General features: G+C 65.7%; 21 protein-coding genes. 9 read left to right on the top strand and 12 right to left on the bottom strand.

Annotated elements, in window-relative coordinates; translation table 11 throughout:
• Nucleotides 1-91 precede the first annotated feature (91 nt).
• Nucleotides 92-1,906: an ABC transporter ATP-binding protein gene (locus NS1_RS05130; RefSeq protein WP_062982094.1), complete on the bottom strand. Its 1,815-nt coding sequence runs from the start codon at nucleotides 1,904-1,906 to the stop codon at nucleotides 92-94.
• 77 nt (nucleotides 1,907-1,983) lie between these two features.
• On the opposite strand from NS1_RS05130, the gene NS1_RS05125 reads away from it, so the two are divergent.
• The gene (locus NS1_RS05125; protein ID WP_062982092.1) at nucleotides 1,984-2,388 is read left to right on the top strand and encodes a MarR family winged helix-turn-helix transcriptional regulator; all 405 of its coding nucleotides are present in this window, start codon (nucleotides 1,984-1,986) and stop codon (nucleotides 2,386-2,388) included.
• A 65-nt stretch (nucleotides 2,389-2,453) separates the two neighbouring features.
• Here NS1_RS05125 and NS1_RS05120 read toward each other — a convergent pair whose 3' ends face one another.
• Entirely contained in the window at nucleotides 2,454-2,945 is a 492-nt protein-coding gene (locus NS1_RS05120) for a beta-class carbonic anhydrase (protein ID WP_062982090.1), read from the bottom strand.
• A gap of 286 nt (nucleotides 2,946-3,231) precedes the next feature.
• Here NS1_RS05120 and NS1_RS05115 point away from each other — a divergent pair, with 286 nt between their 5' ends.
• Genes NS1_RS05115 through NS1_RS05100 form a run of 5 tightly spaced genes read left to right on the top strand, consistent with a single transcriptional unit; the run spans nucleotide 3,232 to nucleotide 5,599 of the window.
• Nucleotides 3,232-3,714: a nuclear transport factor 2 family protein gene (locus NS1_RS05115; protein ID WP_062982088.1), complete on the top strand. Its 483-nt coding sequence runs from the start codon at nucleotides 3,232-3,234 to the stop codon at nucleotides 3,712-3,714.
• 56 nt (nucleotides 3,715-3,770) lie between these two features.
• Nucleotides 3,771-4,340 (top strand): hypothetical protein, encoded by a 570-nt coding sequence (locus NS1_RS05110; protein WP_062982086.1) that lies wholly within the window; start codon nucleotides 3,771-3,773, stop codon nucleotides 4,338-4,340.
• A 46-nt stretch (nucleotides 4,341-4,386) separates the two neighbouring features.
• Complete coding sequence (locus tag NS1_RS05105) at nucleotides 4,387-4,878, top strand: alpha/beta fold hydrolase (protein WP_255284427.1); 492 nt, start codon at nucleotides 4,387-4,389, stop codon at nucleotides 4,876-4,878.
• A 2-nt stretch (nucleotides 4,879-4,880) separates the two neighbouring features.
• A complete protein-coding gene (locus NS1_RS41510) occupies nucleotides 4,881-5,093 on the top strand; it encodes a hypothetical protein (protein ID WP_255284426.1) in 213 nt (70 codons plus the stop codon).
• A gap of 29 nt (nucleotides 5,094-5,122) precedes the next feature.
• A complete protein-coding gene (locus tag NS1_RS05100; RefSeq protein ID WP_255284425.1) occupies nucleotides 5,123-5,599 on the top strand; it encodes a MerR family transcriptional regulator in 477 nt (158 codons plus the stop codon).
• Between the two features lie 415 nt (nucleotides 5,600-6,014).
• Here NS1_RS05100 and NS1_RS05095 read toward each other — a convergent pair whose 3' ends face one another.
• A complete protein-coding gene (locus tag NS1_RS05095; protein WP_063816080.1) occupies nucleotides 6,015-6,689 on the bottom strand; it encodes a TetR/AcrR family transcriptional regulator in 675 nt (224 codons plus the stop codon).
• 274 nt (nucleotides 6,690-6,963) lie between these two features.
• On the opposite strand from NS1_RS05095, the gene NS1_RS05090 reads away from it, so the two are divergent.
• Nucleotides 6,964-7,632: a DUF3159 domain-containing protein gene (locus tag NS1_RS05090; protein ID WP_062982351.1), complete on the top strand. Its 669-nt coding sequence runs from the start codon at nucleotides 6,964-6,966 to the stop codon at nucleotides 7,630-7,632.
• 89 nt (nucleotides 7,633-7,721) lie between these two features.
• Nucleotides 7,722-8,471, top strand: a complete 750-nt coding sequence (locus tag NS1_RS05085; RefSeq protein ID WP_062982082.1) for an alpha/beta hydrolase — start codon at nucleotides 7,722-7,724, stop codon at nucleotides 8,469-8,471.
• Nucleotides 8,472-8,506: 35 nt separating this feature from the next.
• Here the strand turns inward: NS1_RS05085 and NS1_RS05080 are convergent, their stop codons facing one another.
• From NS1_RS05080 to NS1_RS05045, 8 genes are all read right to left on the bottom strand, one after another.
• Nucleotides 8,507-8,779: a hypothetical protein gene (locus tag NS1_RS05080; RefSeq protein ID WP_131816546.1), complete on the bottom strand. Its 273-nt coding sequence runs from the start codon at nucleotides 8,777-8,779 to the stop codon at nucleotides 8,507-8,509.
• Between the two features lie 51 nt (nucleotides 8,780-8,830).
• Entirely contained in the window at nucleotides 8,831-9,232 is a 402-nt protein-coding gene (locus tag NS1_RS05075; protein ID WP_062982349.1) for a group I truncated hemoglobin, read from the bottom strand.
• Between the two features lie 21 nt (nucleotides 9,233-9,253).
• Nucleotides 9,254-10,495, bottom strand: coding sequence for an oxygenase MpaB family protein (locus NS1_RS05070; RefSeq protein WP_062982080.1), 1,242 nt, complete (start codon nucleotides 10,493-10,495; stop codon nucleotides 9,254-9,256).
• Between the two features lie 458 nt (nucleotides 10,496-10,953).
• On the bottom strand, nucleotides 10,954-12,243 hold the full coding sequence (locus NS1_RS05065; RefSeq protein WP_063816072.1) for a PucR family transcriptional regulator: 1,290 nt from the start codon (nucleotides 12,241-12,243) through the stop codon (nucleotides 10,954-10,956).
• Between the two features lie 314 nt (nucleotides 12,244-12,557).
• Entirely contained in the window at nucleotides 12,558-13,847 is a 1,290-nt protein-coding gene (locus NS1_RS05060; protein WP_255284424.1) for a serine hydrolase domain-containing protein, read from the bottom strand.
• A gap of 130 nt (nucleotides 13,848-13,977) precedes the next feature.
• The gene (locus NS1_RS05055; protein ID WP_062982347.1) at nucleotides 13,978-14,445 is read right to left on the bottom strand and encodes an SRPBCC family protein; all 468 of its coding nucleotides are present in this window, start codon (nucleotides 14,443-14,445) and stop codon (nucleotides 13,978-13,980) included.
• Nucleotides 14,446-14,833: 388 nt separating this feature from the next.
• Nucleotides 14,834-15,508 carry a hypothetical protein gene (locus NS1_RS38840; RefSeq protein WP_062982076.1) on the bottom strand — a complete coding sequence of 225 codons (675 nt, stop codon included), beginning with the start codon at nucleotides 15,506-15,508 and terminating at the stop codon, nucleotides 14,834-14,836.
• Entirely contained in the window at nucleotides 15,505-16,062 is a 558-nt protein-coding gene (locus NS1_RS05045) for a hypothetical protein (RefSeq protein ID WP_062982074.1), read from the bottom strand. Before NS1_RS05045 ends, NS1_RS38840 begins: the two co-directional genes overlap by 4 nt.
• A gap of 72 nt (nucleotides 16,063-16,134) precedes the next feature.
• On the opposite strand from NS1_RS05045, the gene NS1_RS05040 reads away from it, so the two are divergent.
• Nucleotides 16,135-17,397, top strand: a complete 1,263-nt coding sequence (locus NS1_RS05040) for an acyl-CoA dehydrogenase family protein (protein WP_084503503.1) — start codon at nucleotides 16,135-16,137, stop codon at nucleotides 17,395-17,397.
• A 21-nt stretch (nucleotides 17,398-17,418) separates the two neighbouring features.
• On the opposite strand, the gene NS1_RS05035 is transcribed toward NS1_RS05040, so the two are convergent.
• The gene (locus NS1_RS05035) at nucleotides 17,419-18,552 is read right to left on the bottom strand and encodes a helix-turn-helix domain-containing protein (protein WP_062982059.1); all 1,134 of its coding nucleotides are present in this window, start codon (nucleotides 18,550-18,552) and stop codon (nucleotides 17,419-17,421) included.
• Nucleotides 18,553-18,688 lie beyond the last annotated feature (136 nt).

The raw sequence follows: 18,688 nt of genomic DNA, 5'->3' as shown, positions 1-18,688 counted from the left end.
CCCTGCCGGAAGGTGCGCGTGCTCATGTACCGAGACCGGCAGAGCGGAGATCCTGGAACGAGCGACGGTCGCCGGGGGAGAGTCCGTCGGCTCAGGCCGCCACTACCTCGGCGGCGCCGTTGAGTCGGGCGTAGCGTCCCCCGCCGTCGACCAGCGTCGTGTGATCGCCGAGCTCGACGACCCGGCCGTGGTCGAGTACGGCGATCTGGTCGGCGTCGCGGATGGTGCTGAGCCGGTGGGCGATCGTGATCACCGTGCGGCCCTGGGCCACCACGTCGATGGCGGCCTGCACCGCGCGCTCGGTCTCGTTGTCGAGGGCACTGGTCGCCTCGTCGAGCACCAGCACGCGCGGGTCGCGCAACAGGGTGCGGGCCAGGGCGATGCGCTGCTTCTCGCCCCCGGAGAACCGGTGTCCACGCGACCCGACCACGGTGTCGTAGCCCTGCGGCAGCGAGGCGATCAGCTCGTGGATCTGGGCGGCGCGGGCCGCGCGCTCGATCTCGGCGTCGGTGGCGCTCGGCGCGGCGAAGCGGAGGTTCTCGCGAATGGTCGTATGCAGCAGGTAGGACTCCTGCGACACCACACCGACTATGCGAGCCAGGGTGCCGAGCTCCAAGTCGCGGACGTCGACGCCGTCGATGCTCACCCGCCCGGCGGTCGCGTCGTGCAGTCGGGCGACGAGCGAGGCGAGGGTGGTCTTGCCCGAGCCGGTCTCGCCGACCAGGGCCAGTGTCGACCCGGCCGGCACGACGAGCGAGACGCCGTCGAGCACGTCGGGGCCCGCGGCGTCGTAGCGGAAACCGACATCCTCGAACCGGACCTCGCCCACGACATCGCGCGGGTCGAGGTCGACCGGCTGGGTGGGCTCATCGATCTCGACCGGAAGGTCGAGGTAGCCGAAGATCCGGCTGAACAACGCCATCGAACTGGTGACTTCGACACCCACGTTGAGCAGGGCCATCAGCGGCCGGAAGAGCCCGGCTTGCAGCGTGGTGAAGGCGACAAGCGTGCCGATCGTCATGCCGCTACTGGTCGCCGGAAGGCCGGCGGCGAGATAGAGCAGGGCGGGGATGGCCGCGAAGAGGATGCTCATCGTGGCCATCCGCCAGCGGCCCGCGAGCTGCGAGCGCACTTCGAGGCCGACCAGATCGTGCGAGGTCTTCTCGAACTGGGCCGAGGCGAGGGGACCGGTGCCGAGGGTCTTGCCCAGCTGCACGCCGCTCACCGAGAGCCCCTCCTCGACCTGACCGTGCAGGTCGGCGAGGTGGCGTTGGCGCTGGGCGGTGATGTCGCGGCGAAGCAGGGCGACGCGTCGGGTCAGCCAGATCGCCGGTGGCAGCACCACCAGCGACAGCAGCGACAACCGCCACGACAGCACGGCCATCGCGACGGCGGTGCCGACCACGGTGGTGACGTTGCTCGCGATGGAGGTCGCGGTGCTGGTGACCACCGACTGCATGCCGCCGACATCGTTGATCAGGCGGGACTGGACCTCACCGCCGCGCGTGCGGGTGAAGAACGCCAGCGACTGCCGCTGCAGGTGGCGGAACACATCGGCCCGCAGCACATGCATGACCTGCTGCCCGACGGTGGTGGAGATGAGCGTCTGGCCGACGCCGAGCACCGCGGTGAGCACGGTGACGGCGAGCATGCCGCCCACGGCCCAGAGCAACAGCGACACGTCCTGGTGGGGCAGCGCGTCATCGATCACCAGTCGCAGCAGGAACGGTGAGGCGAGGCTGATCGTCGAACCCGCCACGATCAGGACGGTCAGCAGGGTCAGCTGAAGCCGGTACGGCGCGAAGAGCGCGGCGATCCGGCGCAGAGACACCGGGGACTCGCGCAATTGTGCGCGGTCGGCCGGGTCAGGTCGGCGGGTGCGGCCGCCAGAGACTTTCACTTCCATATGCAACCCCCTTGGGTTGTGTTTATGCTGAGGTTACCTCACTATCTGGTAGGGGGAACAAGGCGAGAGGCGGGTTTATGCCCGACAACGAGAGCGACCTGCTGATGCAGGTGGCCAGGACGCTGCGTCGGCGCTGGTCGGCGGTGTACGCGCCGATGGGGCTGACCCCGCACCAGGCCCGCGCGCTGCGGGTGGCAGGCGAGCACGACGGACTCCGGTTGTCGGCTGTCGCCGACGCGTTGCGGATCAGCCCCCGGTCGGCCACGGAGGTGGTGGACGCGCTCGAGAAGGCGGAGTTGGTCACGCGCGAGCCCGACCCGACAGACCGCCGCGCCACTCTCGTGTCCGTGACCGCACGGGGTAGGCGAATCCTCGACACCCTGACCGAGGCCCGGACGAAGGACGCCGACGATTTCTTCGGAAGACTCACCGACGTGGAGCGTGCCTCGCTGCGTGACATCCTCGGCAAGCTCGTCTCCTGAGCGGGGCGCGGCGAGAAGTGCAGATGCCCGAGTGGTTCGGCCGCTCGGGCAGTCTCACCCGAGGATCAGTCGAGCACTTCGTTCAGTTTCCCGGTTGCGACGTCGAAGACGAATCCGCGCAGGGATGTGGTTTTGGTGATGAAAGGGCTGCGTTCGATCCGGCGCAACGAGTTGCGGACGTCCTCGTCGAGATCGCCGAAGGCCTCGGCGGACCAGGTCGGCTTGATGCCGATCTCGTCCTGAATGGCCCGTTTGAAATCGTCGTCGGTGAAGGTGAGCATGCCGCAGTCGCTGTGGTGGATCAGGATGATCTCGGTGGTACCGAGCAGCCGCTGGCTGATGGCCAGCGAGCGGATCTCGTCGTCGGTGACCACGCCGCCCGCATTGCGGATGACGTGCGCCTCACCGTCCTGTAGACCCAGGATGCGGTAAACGTCGAGGCGGGCGTCCATGCACGCCACCACGGCGACGTGCTTGCTGGGAGGCAGGGGGAGTGGGCCCTTGAATTGCGCTGCGTACGCGGTGTTGTTGCTCAGGTATTCGTCTGTGACGGTCATGGCGGCGTCCTCGGGTCGATGGGTTGCGACATACGAATCTCCGCATTCATGGTTGGTGCAGTGCCGGAGAGCGGCCAGAGATTCGCGCAGATCGAAAAGAAGGGTCGTTCGCAGCGATGCGAACGAGTAGAAGCGCGCATTCTGCGGTGCCTGATCTGCGAGTCCGTGCTTGCCTGATGGCGCTGCGCCGATCAGTCCGTCGTGACATCGCGGCGGGAAAGCCTCCTGAGTTGACAACGTCGGCCGAACGCTCACCAGGATCTAGAACACGTTCTACAATCCGGCCATGGACCTTGTCGCGATCGAGGAGATCAAGCGTCTCAAGCACCGCTACTTCCGCACACTCGACCTGAAGCTGTGGGACGAGTTCGCGGACTGCCTCGCCGAAGACGTCTCCGCGCGCTATGGCACGCAAGCTATGGGCGAGCCGCTGCACTACGACAACCGGGCCGACGTCGTGGCGTTCATGGAGAAGAACCTCGGGCCCGGGATCGTCACGATCCACATCGCCAACCACCCCGAGATCGAGGTCGACGGCGATACTGCGAAGGGTTCCTGGGCCTTCGAGGACACTGTCCTCGTGCCGAGCGCGAAGGTTCAGATCCGCGGCGGCGGATACTATTCCGACACCTATCGTCGCGACCGGGACGGGGCGTGGCGGATCGCCTCGACGCGGTACGAGCGCATCTACGAGGCATTGACCTCGCTGGAGGACCTGCCGAGCTTCACACTGCTCGCCAACCGCTGGGATCCCTCGCTCGAGCACTGACTTTCCGAACGTCATGCCGGACTGCGCATGTCGGACATCGTTTCTACAATCTCAGCGTGACGCTCACCCTCGCCGACCTCGTCGGCTACACCGATCGTGGCCTCGATGCCGATCTCGCCCGCTGGTTCCCGGATGACAGCGAACCCGTTGCCGTCTCGGCCGAAACCCGTTCGGTGGAGCCATTTCTCGAAAAACTGGCCCCTGTCGATGCTGCCGCGCTGGCGGCCTTCGACCGCCGGGTGCGCTCCGGTCGGCTGCCGCAGTTCCTCGACATCTTCGACTGGTCCTACGCTTTCGACTTCGCCGACAACGGCTGCGGGATTCTCGATGCCGACTACACCACCGAACTGACCGACGAGGACGTGTTCTCCCTCGGTGCCGACGGCGGCGGCAACCTCTATGTCTTGCTCACCACCGGCCAGATCGCGGTGTGGTTCCACGAGGAGGAAGTGCTCGAGGGCGGCACCCGCTTCGACAACCTCGACGTCTTCCTCTGGTCGTATGTGCGCTACCGAGCGGTGCGCGCGGGCAAGCTCGCCCTCTCCGACGTCGAGGCCGACTTCGCCGCGCTCGGCCAGGACGGCGCGCTGGCCGAGGACCTGGGGTTGCTGAGTCTGATGGCCTAGGGCACGGTTGACCCTGACGCTGGGTAAACCCCGCAGCATGGTCGGCATGACTACGACAGCCGATCACTTCACGGTCCGCCACGACGGCGTCACGATCCCGGTGTCTCGCGGTGGCGAAGGGCGACCCTTGGTTCTGTGTCCTGGCCTGGCTTCGACACAGGCCGACCTGCACGAACTCATCGACCTGTTGCGGCGCGACTTCGACGTAGTGACCTTCGACCTCCGGGGCCACGGCCTTTCCTCCGCCGGGGACCGCTATTCCTTCGAGGCGTTCTTCGGCGATTTCGTCGCCGTGATGGCGGAGCTGGGCCGCCGCGACCTGCCCGCCGCGCCCGTGCTCGCCGGTCACTCGTACGGTGCGGATCTGGTCGTGCACTACGCCAGCGAATATCCCGACGCTGTCAGCGAACTCGTTGTCATCGACGGGGCGAATCCGATCCCCGAACCGTTCATCACCGAGATCGACCTGCCGGAATTTCGCGTGCTCTGGGAGGAATTCTCGACCGGTACCGCCGGATCGACCGTTCGATCCGCGTGATCATGTCGACCTCGATGGCCGGTGACAGCGTCGAGGTGCGAGCGCCGCGGCACAATCGGCTCTGGCGGGCAGGCATCGACCGGCTGGTCCGCGAGCGGCCGGACATCTGCCCCTCCTGGCTCGATGCCGGTCACGCGCTGGTCCTCACGCACGCTCCGGACATCGCCCGGATCATTCGGAGCGAGCGAACTCCCGCCGACCAGGCGGCTTCCTGAACTGGTCGCGGGCCGGGGAGACTGATCCGATGCTGACGATCGGCGAGCTCGCATCGTATGCCGGAGTGACCGTGCGTGCTGTGCGGCACTATCACGCCAAAGGGCTACTGCCGGAGCCTGAACGAGACCACTCCGGATATCGCAGGTACGACGCGGGGACCGTGGTGGAGCTGATAAGAATCCGGACCCTCGCCGGGGCGGGGGTTCCGTTGGCGCGCGTGCGACAACTGCTCCAGGCCGACGCCGAAGAATTCGCGGCGGCGATCGCGGACATCGATACGCGGTTGCGGGCGGAGATCTGGCAACGGCAGCGACACCGCGAACGGATCGCCCGCCTCGCCGCGGGGGACAGTCTGGCGTTGCCGCCGGAGGTGGTGGAGTTACTCGACCACCTGCGGGCACTCGGTCTACCGCACCCTGGGCGAAGCCCTCGACCGAACCGACAACGACCCGATGCTGATCGAACTGGTCGACAATATGGCCGCCTACCTCACACAGCTCGCTGATGAGCAGGGCGAGGACTAAGTCGGCGGCGGCTTCGAGCCGTCTCTGGTCGAATTGCTCGACGCGCTGGCATTCGACGCCGCGCCGCCGACCCGTCGACTGATCGAGTTGCTGAAGCAGCGGGGCTGGACCGGTTGGACCGAGCTCGAGCGCGTGGATCCGAGACGGAGCGGTGTTCCAGCCACTGAGAGCGATCGATAGGCGGCCGCACAGCGCATCGGAGCCGGTCCGGGCGAAGCTGCCTGTGCCACTTGTGATTGCGCTGGCGCGGCTCCCGCGTTCGAGCCCCTGAAGCGCCTAGAGTGAACCTTGCCCCGCGACGTGGCGGCGGAGTGTGGGTGCATGGGGAAGGGTTCGCCTCGGTCGGCTGGCCGGTCGAGGCGAACCGCATCGCCCCGCAACGTCATGCTCGACCGATCAGCTTCGGGAGCTGCGCTCCTGCGCTACTTCGGGGGTGGTGCCGGGTGAGTCTTCCAGTGCCACCGCGCTGATCCAGAGCCCGATCATGTCGGCGGTCTGGTCGATCACCGCGTCGCGGTCCATGCCCTCTTCTTCCATCTTGACCGAGCGCAGCGCGGTGGAGAAGCCAGCGTTGAGCACGATGTAGGCCATCGTGTCGACGTCGAGACCATGGGTCGGGCCGAGGGACTGGATCAGGTAGAGCTTGATGAGCATGCGCAGCCGCGGTTCGAATTCGGGGATACCGCTGCCGTAGAACTGCAGATCGGCCACCAGAGCCCGCACGAGTGGGCCGTTGGCCACGAGGATCTCGACCCCGACGCGGATGATCTCGGCAACCGTGTCTCGCCGCGGTTTGTCGACGACCGACATGGTGAGCAGCCGAGCGTATTCTTCCTCCGCCTGCACGAACAGGCTGTCGGTGAGCTCCTTGACGATCTCCTCGCGGTCGGTGAAATACCGGTACAGGGTGCCGATGCTCATGCCCGCTTCGGCGGCGATCCGGTTGGTCGAGGTGTTGCCGATACCGCGGGCGCCGAACAGCTCGGCGGCCACCTCGAGAATCCGTGCTCGTGTCTCCTTCGCACGATCCTGCTGGGGACGCTTGCGCTGTGGATCGGCGTGGATCGGCATCAGGTTGACCTCGAGACAAAGCGGAACCAAGTGAGCGGGAACTCGATACATCATCATCACGCCGACACCGAATCGGTCAATCCCCCATTTGTCGCGAGAGTCCCGGGCAGATCGACGCGCCGACACCGGCCTGTCCTGACAGATGTCATGCCGCATCCGTGGCGTTGTCACTCGAAACAGTGTTGGGACGCACTGTTTTTCGGCCTCCGCGGCGACGAACGTTGGAACTGTGCCTCGCACAACATCTTTCTCGCGCAACAGCTTGGAGAACACCATGCTTCAGCCCGAATCCCACCGCACACTCGGCAGCGTCGACGAGACCGCAGCCCCGCGCGTAGCGACGACCGATCCGACGCAGAGCCTGATCGACCAACTGGGCGGTCCGACAGGCATGATCTACACGGCCATCCCGGTCGTTGCCTTCGTCGTGGCGAACGCGCTGGTCGCACTACCGATTGCCATCGGGTCGGCCATCGCCATCGCCCTCGGCATCATGGGGCTCAGGATCGCTCGCGGTGAGCCGGTGGTGCAGGCGAGCGGCGGGCTCGCCGGGGTCGTCGTCGCGGGTGGGGTCGCCGCGTGGACCGGCTCGGCAGGCGGGTTCTTCCTGGTCGGCATCTGGGCCAGTCTGGCCGGTGCCGTTGTCACACTCGTCTCGCTGCTGGTACGTCGGCCGCTGACCGGGTTGCTGTGGAACATATTGCACGGCAACAAGTTCGACTGGCGACACGACCGTCCGTCACTGCGCGGGCACGATCTCGCCACCCTCGCACTCACCGTGATGTTCGCGGCACGCTACTTCGTCCAGGACTGGCTCTACGACATCGAAGCCACGGGCCGACTGGCCACCGCCAGGATCGTCATGGGAACCCCACTGCTGGCGCTGGCTCTGGTGGTTGTCGTCTGGGCGTTTCGTCGCTCGACCAAGCGACTGGCCGCATGAGCGCTGCGGATGGTTGACAGTACTCCAATTGTAGTACTACGTTCTTAACACTACGAACGCAGTGGTTTAGTCAATGGCTAGGAGACGCAATGCGCGACGTGAACATCTGGAGTGAAGAGTTCGGACTGGAAACGGACGTGCCGGTCCTGTTGATCATGGGGTCGATGTCTCAAGGGGTTCTGTGGCCGGACGAGTTCGTGGACCTGATGGTGAGCATGGAGAGCGCGCACCTGGTGTGTCATTCGGCGGGCGGGTTGCTCGGCCAGTTCGTCGCGGTGGAGCGACCCGAGCGGGTGCGCTCGCTGACCGTCATCGGATCTTCGCCGCTGGGTGGCGGCGAGGGGCAGGTGCTCATGCGGGCACTGCTGGGTCAGTCGCAACCGGAAGGCAGTCTGCCCGAACCGACACCGGAGTTCGTGGCGTTCTATCGCACGCTGATGACCGCCGCTCCGCCGACGGAGCGAGAAGCACGCATCGAGGGCATGATCGCCGAACAGCGTTTGCTGCACGGTGCCGAGTTGCCGTTCGACGAGGACGCGGCACGCGCGCTGCAGGAGCGGATCCACGACCGGGCCCGCGACCTGTCGGCGGTGATCAACCACCGACTGGCCGCGGCGGCCGACCCCGACTTCGAACCGGTGGGCGTCCTGTCTCGGATCCAGGCGCCCACGCTGGTCATCGAAGGCACTCAGGAGCCCGTCAAGCGTGGCCACGGTGTGTTCATCGCCGAACAGATCCCCGACGCGCGCTTGATGACGGTGGCGGGCATGGGTCACACGCTCCCGAGCGAAGTGCTCGCGGAACTGTCCGCCGCCGTCCTCGCGCACACTGCCGGATGATCCTTGCTTCGGGCGGCACCGGCGGGTCGCTAGGGTCAGTAGCGGGTGGGGGAGCAGGGATCCGGAAGGGCCGAGAACGTGGCCAGATCGCAGATGCCGCCGGTCAGCATGTGGATCGGGGTGATACCGAGCAGGACTATCAACCCGATGATGTCGCCGCGCTCGACGAAACTGCCGGCCGACTGCACTGCCGACGAGCCGTAATCGACTGCCGCCGAGCCGGTTTGCCCTTCGGCGACAGCGGTAGCGGTGCCGACAAGCGCCGCTGCCGCGACAGTGACGGCGGCGATATTCAAGGTGGTACGCATCATGTGGTCCTCGGTTTCAGTGGGTGAGGCGAACGGTGGATGGGGCCTCGGTCACGGGCCCGAGCAGATGTCATCGGCTAGCGGTGACACCACGGCAAGGATCTGCGCCAGCAAATCCGACCGGACTCCGGCGACAGTCATGGCATCGGCGAGGTGCCCTGCGACGAGGTCGAAGTGGACCTGCGTGATGCCGCGGCCACGATGTACCTGCTTCATCGCAGCGCCGATGTAGGGGTCCGGACCACCGAGGGCGGCGGAGAAGAACTCGACCTGACGACCTTTCATGCGAGTCATGTTGGTGCCGGCGAAGAATGGGCCGAGCGCCTCGTCGGCGAGTACTCGCGTGTAGAACGCGTCGACGACAGCCTGTAATGCTTCATAGCCGCCGATCTGCTCGTAGATCGACGAGGTCTCGCACGGTTCGGGGGTTTCGGACGGTAGCGGGTAGAACATCATTGCAGCGCCTGCCGTAGTTCAGCGGTGGGGTTGGTTCATGTCGCGGTTCATCGTCGGAATCTCGATGCTGATCGGCATCCGCAGTTCGGCCAGATAGACCAGGGCGGCCTTGCGCAGGAATTCGTCGAGGAGCCAGTAGGGGTCGCCCAGGGGCGGGACCGCGGTCAGCAGACCCTCGCGAACGGCGATGAACGGACCCCAACTGAACCGCAGTAGCGGGTCCCAGACCGGTTCCCGCGGAATCGCGAGTCCGTCGGCGATGGCGTCGCCGAGCAGGAAGCGGGTGAACGCGCCGAGGATCGGCTTGCTCAGCAGCGCGAAGTCGATGTTGGCGCCCAATCCCAGCAGTCGGTCGGCGAGCTTCGCCCCTTCCGGCGTTGCCTCGATGATGGGGTCGAGGACCTGTGCCGCTTGGGAATTCGCGTCGGGCCACGTCTTGGGGATGTATTCGTTGCGGACGCCGAGCAGATGCGCGGCCACCTGCCACGAATGCAGGAACGCCGCCGATTCGTGCGCCGGGATCGGCACGTTCCAGGCGGTCAGGTGCTTCATGACGGTGGTGGGCAGGCTGTGCCAGGTGACCATGATGTCGTTCTGGCTGATCGGGATGTCCTCGGTGGCCGACTGCACCCAGTGCGGTGACTGCGGCAGCAGGTGGCGCACCGCGGCATGAACGAGCCGGGTCTTCACGCAGGTGACGATCATTTCCCCGTCAGGGGTGTAGGCATTCGCGCTACCGATGTCATAACCGAGTTTCGCGGTCTTGGTAATACGGTCTTTGAGGTCGTGGCCGCCCTTGGAGTAGTAGACCGCTCGCGCTTCCTTCGGGATGACGGTGCTCATCATGCCGCTGGCGAACCCGTAGAGGACACCGAGATACAGTCCGCGCTTCTTGTTGAACTCGATCGCGGTCCCCAGTGCGCCCAGATCGGTCCATTGCGGCAGTTGGCGGGCGTACTCCATGAAGTCGCGCAGCTCTGTCGGTAAACCGTCCGGCAACGATTGACCGTTTCTGGTCCAGGTCCGCAACAGTTCGTTGACCCTCGGCACTTCGCCGCGATCGATCAGTCCGGCGACGAGCTCGTCGGCTTCGGGATCCCACACGGTCATCGGGTCGACGCCGGACCCGCTCCCGGCCACCGACCCTTGTGGGGACCAGGTCCACGGCTCGGCTCGCACGGGCGTCACGATCGACAGCGCGCCGATCGCACCCAGGATTCCGCCGGTTTTCAACGCGTTGCGTCTATTCAGGCCGTCCATGAAATTACTCCTCATTGAGTATGCGCAGGCCCGGCGGTGTGATGAAACTATCCCGTGTCTCAGCTGGTCGAGCCTCAGAATAGATAGTAACTTAGCAAGGTTTATGGATGCGGTCGAGGTTTTTGCCGAACCCGCTGGGCTTCGCTGCTCATGCCGGCGGCATCGTCGCTGGTTGGCAGGAAACTGACTGGACAGCGTATTATTAAGTCCCCTTGTCATCCGCTGTCATCCGCTCACGTACGCGGCGCGCGTGTGACCATCGAAGCGATTCGTTGGAGAGTGTCGGCAAAATGATGAGTAACTTACAAGCTGTCCGCCGCGTGGTTGTGGACGGCGCAGCGTGTCCGTTTGTTGTTGCTGCAGAGGTCGCCGGTGGGTCGCGACGAGCTCGCCCGCCGGGGAGCGATCGGCGTCAGCGCTTGTTCGAGGTCACGATGCGCACCCTCGGTCGCGCGCTGTCAGTGCTTTCCGAACGCCGGCGGCTGTATCCGTTCGAGTCGTACCTGGCGGGAATGCGCCGCCGCCGTGCCCTCGATCGGTCGCTGGTGTGATGACCGTGCCAGCTCGAATGCGCGGGCGATCACCGCGGACTTCAGCTGCCACAGACCGGAAGCGTGCATCGCGTCGAGCCCGGTCAGGCTCGCGATGCGGTGCAGTCGGTAGATGATGGTGTTCGTATGGATGTGCAGGAGTCGGGCGGTGCGCTGGCGGTTCATGTCATTGGCGATGAGGATCTGCAGTGTCTGATAGAGATCGGGATGGTTGTCCAGCGGCGCGAGTAGCTCGCCGAGCTTGGTCAGGCCGGGGCCGGGCCGCGTGAGCTGGTATTCGAGCGCCAGGTCTTCGAATCGATAGAGGCGCGGGGCGTAGCCGAGCCTCGCGATGATGTCGAGAAGGTCATGAGCGACCTGTGTGGTGTCCGGGATCTGGCCCGTTGTGGTCGTTATCAGGGTCGCCGTGATGTCGACCCTGGCGGCGCGGGAGAGCGCCTCGATCAGGATGTCGAGTCGGGTGTCGTCGATATCGGCACCGGGAATCAGGATGGTCCCGCCGTCGACCGACAGCATGGCGAGAGCGTCGTCGCAGTGCTCCGCGAGTGCGGTGTGGACTCTGCGGAGCTTTCGCCGTGCGACGATGTCGTCGTCGATCTGCGGGTGTTGATCGTCGGGGTCCCGGGGGATCGACACTGCCATCACCGCATAGGTGTCGGCGACGCTGACGCCGCAGTCACGGGCCATGCTGGTCGTGGCGCGGCCTGCGAGGAGGGCGGCGGTCAATGCGCGCGTCGCGGTGAGGTGTTCGCTGACCACCCCGCGGTACTCGCGGAGGTAGGCATTGATCATCGTGGTGGACATGAGGTTCGAAATCGCCATGGTGGTGCGGAGTCTGTCGATCAACGCGTCGCGATCGTAGGTCGCGTCGGAAGTGCAGATCCGGTCGACGCTCACGCGCAGCGATTCGTAGAAGGCATCCAAGATGGTGTCGATCGGCACGGCTTCGCGGGCCCAGCCCGCTGCGGCAGCCGAGAACCAGTCCAGCTGGTCGGAGACGTTGCGGCCGGCGATGACACCGTCGCCGATCTCCAGGCACTTCTTCGTCACCGTGGCGATGTCTTCGTGGATCGCGTCGCCCAATTGAGTGTCGCGGGTGGCCACATTGTCGATGAAGTGGCTGACGAGCTGGCCTGCGAGGCTTGCCGTATCAGGCAACGGCGCCCGCATCGGCGAGCAGTCCAGTTCGATCGACATCGTGGCTCCTTCGGGTCGCGACCCACACGGCATCGGTCGTCGACCGCCTGCCCCGAGAGCGGCCGTCCGCAGCATCCTTCTTCGTCGAGAGCCCACGGACCCCGATCGTGCGGTCGACGACCTCGTCGGCCGTTGTGCGTGGATCTAGAATGGATAGTAACTTATCAAGCCTGCTTGTGATTTGCCCCCTGTTCGTCGATCTGAGTACAGTTCGTATCAAGGGTCTAACCCGGTAAGTGCTCGCCATGCCTGCTGGCTGCTAGTCTTTGCGAAGAAGAACCACAAGTAACTTCTGTTCGTCCTGCAGTGTAACCTCAGCGGCTCGTAGTGGTCGGTCCGGCAGGGCTGGTGGGCGAGGTCGTCGCGCCGGTGCTCGGTGCGGCGGGATTGCCCGGCACCGCCTCGGGACCGTAGAAGGTCGGCAGCATGCCCTTGACCAGCACCAGCGCCGACCCCTCGCCCGACGGCACCGTCGCGAGGTTCGTGGCGACCACGATCGTGAGGTCCGAGGCGGGGTCATGGCCCATGAAGGTCATGAATCCCGGCATCTGACCGTCGTGCCCGAACAGATGCAGACCGAATCGGACGATTCCCAGACCGTATCCGGCGACGTCGGGAGCGGCGGGATCGATCGGCTGGATGCTGTCCATGCGAACCCGCTGCATCTGTTCATCCAGGAGGTCGCCCTCGACGAGTGCCCGCACATACGTGGCCACATCATCGACGGTCGATATCGCGGCGCCCGCGGTCCAGGTCCACGACGGGCTCTCGTCGGTCGCGTTGCTGGGTTGCAGCGTGCCCGCGAGCGCGGCTGCCTGTTCTTCGGGCGGCAGGGCATAGGTGTCGATGGTGGAGACATTGGTGCCGAACGCGTACCCCTGCGGGTGCGGATCGGGGATCGAGGGGTCCGCCGCCGCGGGCAGCGAGGTGTGCTTCAGGCCCAGCGGCTCGAAGATCCGCTTCTGGAAATTCTCGGCGGCCGACATCTTCGTGATCTTCTCGATGACGAGGCCGAGCAGGATGATGTTGGTATTGCAGTAATCGAATTTCTCACCCGGCGCGAAATCGACGGGGTGCGAGAAGGCGATCGCGAGCAATTCCTCTGGCGTCCACACCTTGTTCGGGTCACTGTCGAGCAAGGCGTTGAATTGCGGGTCGAACGTGTAACTGTATAGGCCGCTTCGCATTTCGGAGAGCTGAGCGATGGTGATGCGATCGCCGTTCGGAACACCGGGCCAGTATTTGTCGATCGGGTCATCGAGCGCGAGCTTGCCCTCCTGTACCAACTGGAGGATGACCGTCGACGTCATGGTCTTGGTGTTACTGGCGATGCGGAAGTAGTCGTCCACCGACATGGGGTCGTCGGCCCCGATGACGCGGGTGCCGAATGTCTCGGTCCAGTTCCCCTTCGTCGGCGATTTGACGACCACGACGGCGCCTGGAATGACATTGTCCTTCATCAGCTGGGTGATCATCGGCCGGAGAGTGGCGGCGTACGCGGGCTCGGCCTGTGAGGGGGCCGGCGTGCTCGTGGCGCTGCCGCCGGAGTCCGACGACGTGCCGCAGCCCGTGGCGATCAACAAACCCGCGGTCGCGACCAACACTGCGATACTCGTCCGGTGTCCCATGATTCTCCGATCGGCGTTTGCTCAGGAGGGGAAATGCCGCGCGGTGCAACTCTAACTCGGCTCATGGGAATTCAGAGGTAATGGGCGCTGAGGTGAAAGGTGCACTTCATCCGTTTTTACTGACGGCCCTCGCGTCCGCGTACCCGCCCTCGGCGAGATCGGCGAGCCGTGACAACGACTCGCGATTACGTGGCGCGAGTAGCAGCGCCTGCGCCGCATGCGGAATGAATCGACTCGGTCCGCGAACGGCTCGCTCGGTCATCACGACCTCACACGAAGTGGGGCCGAGGGTGCGTAGCTCCAGCCGAACAACTGCGCTGCCGAATGGCCAGAGCCTGGCATCGAGTTCGATGCTGTGCGGCGAATCGACGGCGCGAACCGCGGTCGTGTCCTGGATCGTGCCCGGCCACGGCCCGACGCTGTGATGAATGTGAGCTCCCGCGGCCGGCCACGCGTCGTCCACTCCGCGGATATGCGAGGCACCGACGACCCAACTCGCATAGGACCATCCGTCGGCGAGCACAGCGAACACTTCGTCCACCGGAGCCTTGATCGTGCGCGTCACCTGAACCATGTCGTGGATCGTCTCCTCGGTTCGGTCATCCTCGCTGGTCACATCGGCGCTTACCCGGTCCCGCGACTCCGAACCGGCAATCGATCACTGACCTCGCACAGTGCGGGCTCGCCGCGGATCACGGCTGTCCACGGGCGCGGCCCATCGCGCACCCTATTCCGGGTCGTTTTCCCTTGACGACGGACGGTCCGGCGGCTTTTTGGTGCGGTTGCTTCTCAGCAGGACAACCGCTACGAACACGACCAGGGCGACGATCACGAGGAGTTCCATACGGCGCGCGTACCCACGCTGGGGGAGGTCAATCTCGCGTAGTCCGCAGAAGACGACAGAACCGTACGAGCGCTGCGGTGTATCGAGCGCTCGTACGGTTCTGTGGCAGATACCGAGGTCAGGCGGTGGGGGTCAGCAACTGGTCGAAGAACGCGCGGTAGCTGCGCAGCGCGCGCCGCAACGACTCGGTGTCCGGGCTCTCCGACCACCGGCCCGCGATGATCTTCTGGCGTTCGGCATAGGTGCTGGTCAGCTCATGGATCAGTTCGGCGACCAGCGTGTCGGCCTGGGACACGGCATCACGGGGATCGTCGACGAAGGAGCCCTGCAGATCGCGCCAGCGACCGCGCAGATGTTCCAGGGACTTTTCGTCGAACAGCGGAACGACGTCGTCCTCCACCTCGGTAGCCGGGCTCTTCTGCGTTACTGCCGGCTGCCCCGCGTGAACGGAGTCGGTCTCATCGGCGACCGCGTCGCGTTCGGTGCCGACCTCTGGCCGGGTACCGGTGAGATCCGCATCGGCCTCCCCTGAGGTGGCGGCCGCCACGGGAGCGTGCTTGCCGTCTGCGCGCTTCCCGGCGGCGGTTTCGTCGGGACGGCGATCCGGCCGCGTCTCGTCCACGGTGCCGGAGGCCTTCGGATCCCGTCCGGAATCCGGATCGATGACCTCGGCGTCGATCACCTGGTGATCGACGTGCTTGCCTGCCGTGAGGCGATCGCGTTCGCCGAGAGGGGCATGCTCGACGTCGTCGGTGCGCGCATCGGTCTTGATTCGGTTGTGTTCGGTGCTCATGACACTGTGTCCTTCTTGTGCGTGGTGTGGCCGTTCGTCAGATCGAGGAACAGCGCGCGGTAATGCACGAGGGCGGTCCGAAGGTCTTCGGTGCTCGCCTTTCCGTCCGCGTGCTTGATCGCGATGGCGTGGGCGTCGCGGTAGTGACCGAGGGTCGCGGCATGCTCGACGGAGAGGTCGGCGGCCTGCTGATCGAAACCCTCGGTGGGATAGCCGCGTTCGGCCATCACGGTCGTGACGAGCCGGTCGGCCTCGCTGACAGCGTCGGCGGGCTTGTCGACGAAGCGTTCCTGCACGTTCGTCCAGGCCGCGGTGAGCTCCTGCTTGCGTTCGGAGGGCAGTTCACGCAGCTCGAGCGAGTGGTGCCTGCGCTCACGTTCCACCAGTTCGCGTTCGGCGGCGCGGCGATCGTCGGTCTGTTCGAGCGTCCGGTCGTATTCGGACCCGAAGCGGCCTCGCAGACGCCTCCGGCGTAGGTACGGCTGGGCCAGAAAAGCCGCACCGGCGAGTACGACCACGATGACAATGACAGCTACCAGAATTCCGGAAGTCACAAGTTCTCCTTCTACGAGCCTCTTGTCCCGGAATGCCTCGACAATCGAATCTCAAACAGGCCGAGCATCCGGATGATCACGGAGAGCAGCAGATTCGGGCTCGCCGCCGAAATCTCCGCGGACCGAGATCCCGATCTAGCGGCGGGGTGCGGCGCGCTGCGTATCCTGGTCGAAACCCTTTCGAGCGGAGGACAATTCGTGATCAGCGCGCAGGTCGGATCGTCGCCGGAGTCGGGCGAGCAGGAGATCCTGGATCGGGTGGCCGAACTGGCGGTGGGTTTCGCCGCCGACGCGGCCGACTACGACGAGCGGGCCGAGATTCCGGTCGAGGAGCTGACCGCGCTGCATGATGCTCAGGTCGATCGGGCGGTGCTGCCTCGCCGACTGGGTGGGCTCGGATTGAGCTATCAGTCGTTCGGGACAGTGGTCCGGATACTGGCGAAGGCCGATCCGTCCATCGCCACGATCTGGGTGATGCATGCTGGTGCGGGCGTCGCGTTGGCGGAGTTGACCGGCGATTCGGCGGGGTCGTTCTTCGCCGACGAGTTCCTCGCGGGTAAACGGTTCGCCAACGCCTTGTCCGAACCGGGCAGCGGGAACCGCTTTCTGCAGCCGCAGCAGGTGGCCGAACCCGCGGTGGGCGGCTGGTCGCTCTCCGGTGCGAAACGGTTTGTCTCCGGTAGCGAGATCGCGGACTACTTGCTGGTGAACGCGCTGGTCTCGGGAGTGCCGACGTTCTTCGGGGTGATACCGGACGAGTCCGTATCGATCATCCCGATCTGGGACACCCTCGGTTTGCGAGCGACCCGCAGTCAGCTGCTGGCCTTCGACAACACCGTGTTGCGCGCAGAATATCGCGGTCGCGCACCGGGACCGGGCGATTTCGCGGTGATCCCGGCCGGGTTGCCTGCCATCTCCCTCGGTATCGCCGACGCGGCGCTTGCCGCGTTGGTCGCGCACGCGCGCTCGCGACTGATCCTCGGCAATCCGCTGGCCGACCAACAGTGGGTGCAGCACGAGGTCGCCGACGTGCAGATCCGGCTCGCCGCCGCGCACGCCCTCTATGACCAGGGTCTGCGCGAAGCCGACAGTGCGAACCCCGCCTTTTTCGCCACTCTGTCGCGGGCGAAGTACCTGGCGAACAAGGTGGCCGTGGACGTCGCGCAATTGGGTGTGCGCGTGGGTGGAGCGTCGGGCTATCTGCGCGGGTCGCCGATCCAGCGACACCTACGCGACGCCGAGGCCGGGCAGCTCATGGCGTACTCGACGGAGGTACTGGCCGGCGAGATCGGCCGGGAGGTGCTCGGCGTCGCTTCGTCGTCGCCGAGCCCTTGATCGACGTCGAGCTATCGGCGGTCACCAGCCCGCCATCGCATCCCTGCGCCGTGCGGTGCGGTAGGCGGCGGGGGTTACCCCGTACTTGGCGCGGAAGGCTCGCGAGAGTTGGTCGACCGTGCGGAAACCACAGCTGTCGGCGATATCGCGGAGCCCGCGGGTGTCGTCACCGAGCGCGCTCGCCGCGGCAGCCAGTCTGCGGGTGCGGATGAGCCGTCCGACGGACATGCCCTGGAGTTCGAACGCCCGGAACAGGGTTCGCCTGCTCACGTGCAACCGAACCGCGACCGCATCCGGGTTCACTGCCGGGTCGGCGAAGTTGCGGTCGATGAAGTCGGCCGCGCGGCGGCGCAGCACATCCTCGGCGGTGAGTTCCTTTGTCGCATCGGCGAGATCCCGTTCCAGCAGAGCGACGACCGCCGCCCGGAACAGGATCTCGTCGATGCGCGCGACTATCCGCAAGCTGCCGGGAATCGTTGCGCCACAGGCTATATCGCGAGCAACCATCAGGGCAGACACTGCCGCCCGCGACAGCGGCCACGACCTGCCGCCCGCCGCGGCGGCGTTCAGACCCCAAGCGGTCAGCGAATCCGCCGGGAGGTAGAGGTACAGCACGTCGGTGGCAGGGGTTTCGCATCGGGTGAGAGTCGAGCGGAACGGGCTGTCGAGGCACAGCGCGAAAGCCTCCCCGGCTACCGCGGTCGATCGATGGCCCCGTTGCTCGAGCGTGGCTCGTCCGGCCAAAACCAAACCCAGTTGCAGGTACTGGCTGTAGTGGTCGTCATCGACACCGATACCGCGCTCGGCGGTGATGTCCGAGGACCGCAGCCGGGCAACCAATACCGACCCGGTGCTCGAGGTCCACAGTGTGGCAGCGAAATCCTCCCGGGCACGTAGGTCGCAGCCGAACCCCACCCGCTGGAGATCGCGCGATCCACGCAGGGCCACGCCCTGGTCATCGGCGGGGCCGGGACGTTCCAGCGGACAGATTGTTTCCGGTCGGATCAATTCGCTCGTCGATTGCCCCAATTCGAGCAAAACGGACTTCTTTCGGGTCGAGGTCGTCGGATCGACCTTCGCCCGGGCCGAGCGCTGTCCGCCGGCTTCGGTCCGCCGTCCGGCCTCGATCTCGTACGCGTCCGTCTCGCTGTGCATATCCCACCTCCGCGCAGGGGTGCGCGGTCGCCGGAAACGGGTAGGACGCGGATCCGTCACCGGTTGCCTGCACCTGTCGACAATCTGGAATCGCTCTCGAAATATCAACGATAACAGCGTAATTCGGTGACCCGAT

This window comes from Nocardia salmonicida NBRC 13393 (assembly GCF_001613085.1).
GTDB lineage: Bacteria > Actinomycetota > Actinomycetes > Mycobacteriales > Mycobacteriaceae > Nocardia > Nocardia salmonicida.
Note: the sequence above shows the minus strand (reverse complement) of the source record. Positions and strands in the feature narration are given on the sequence as shown.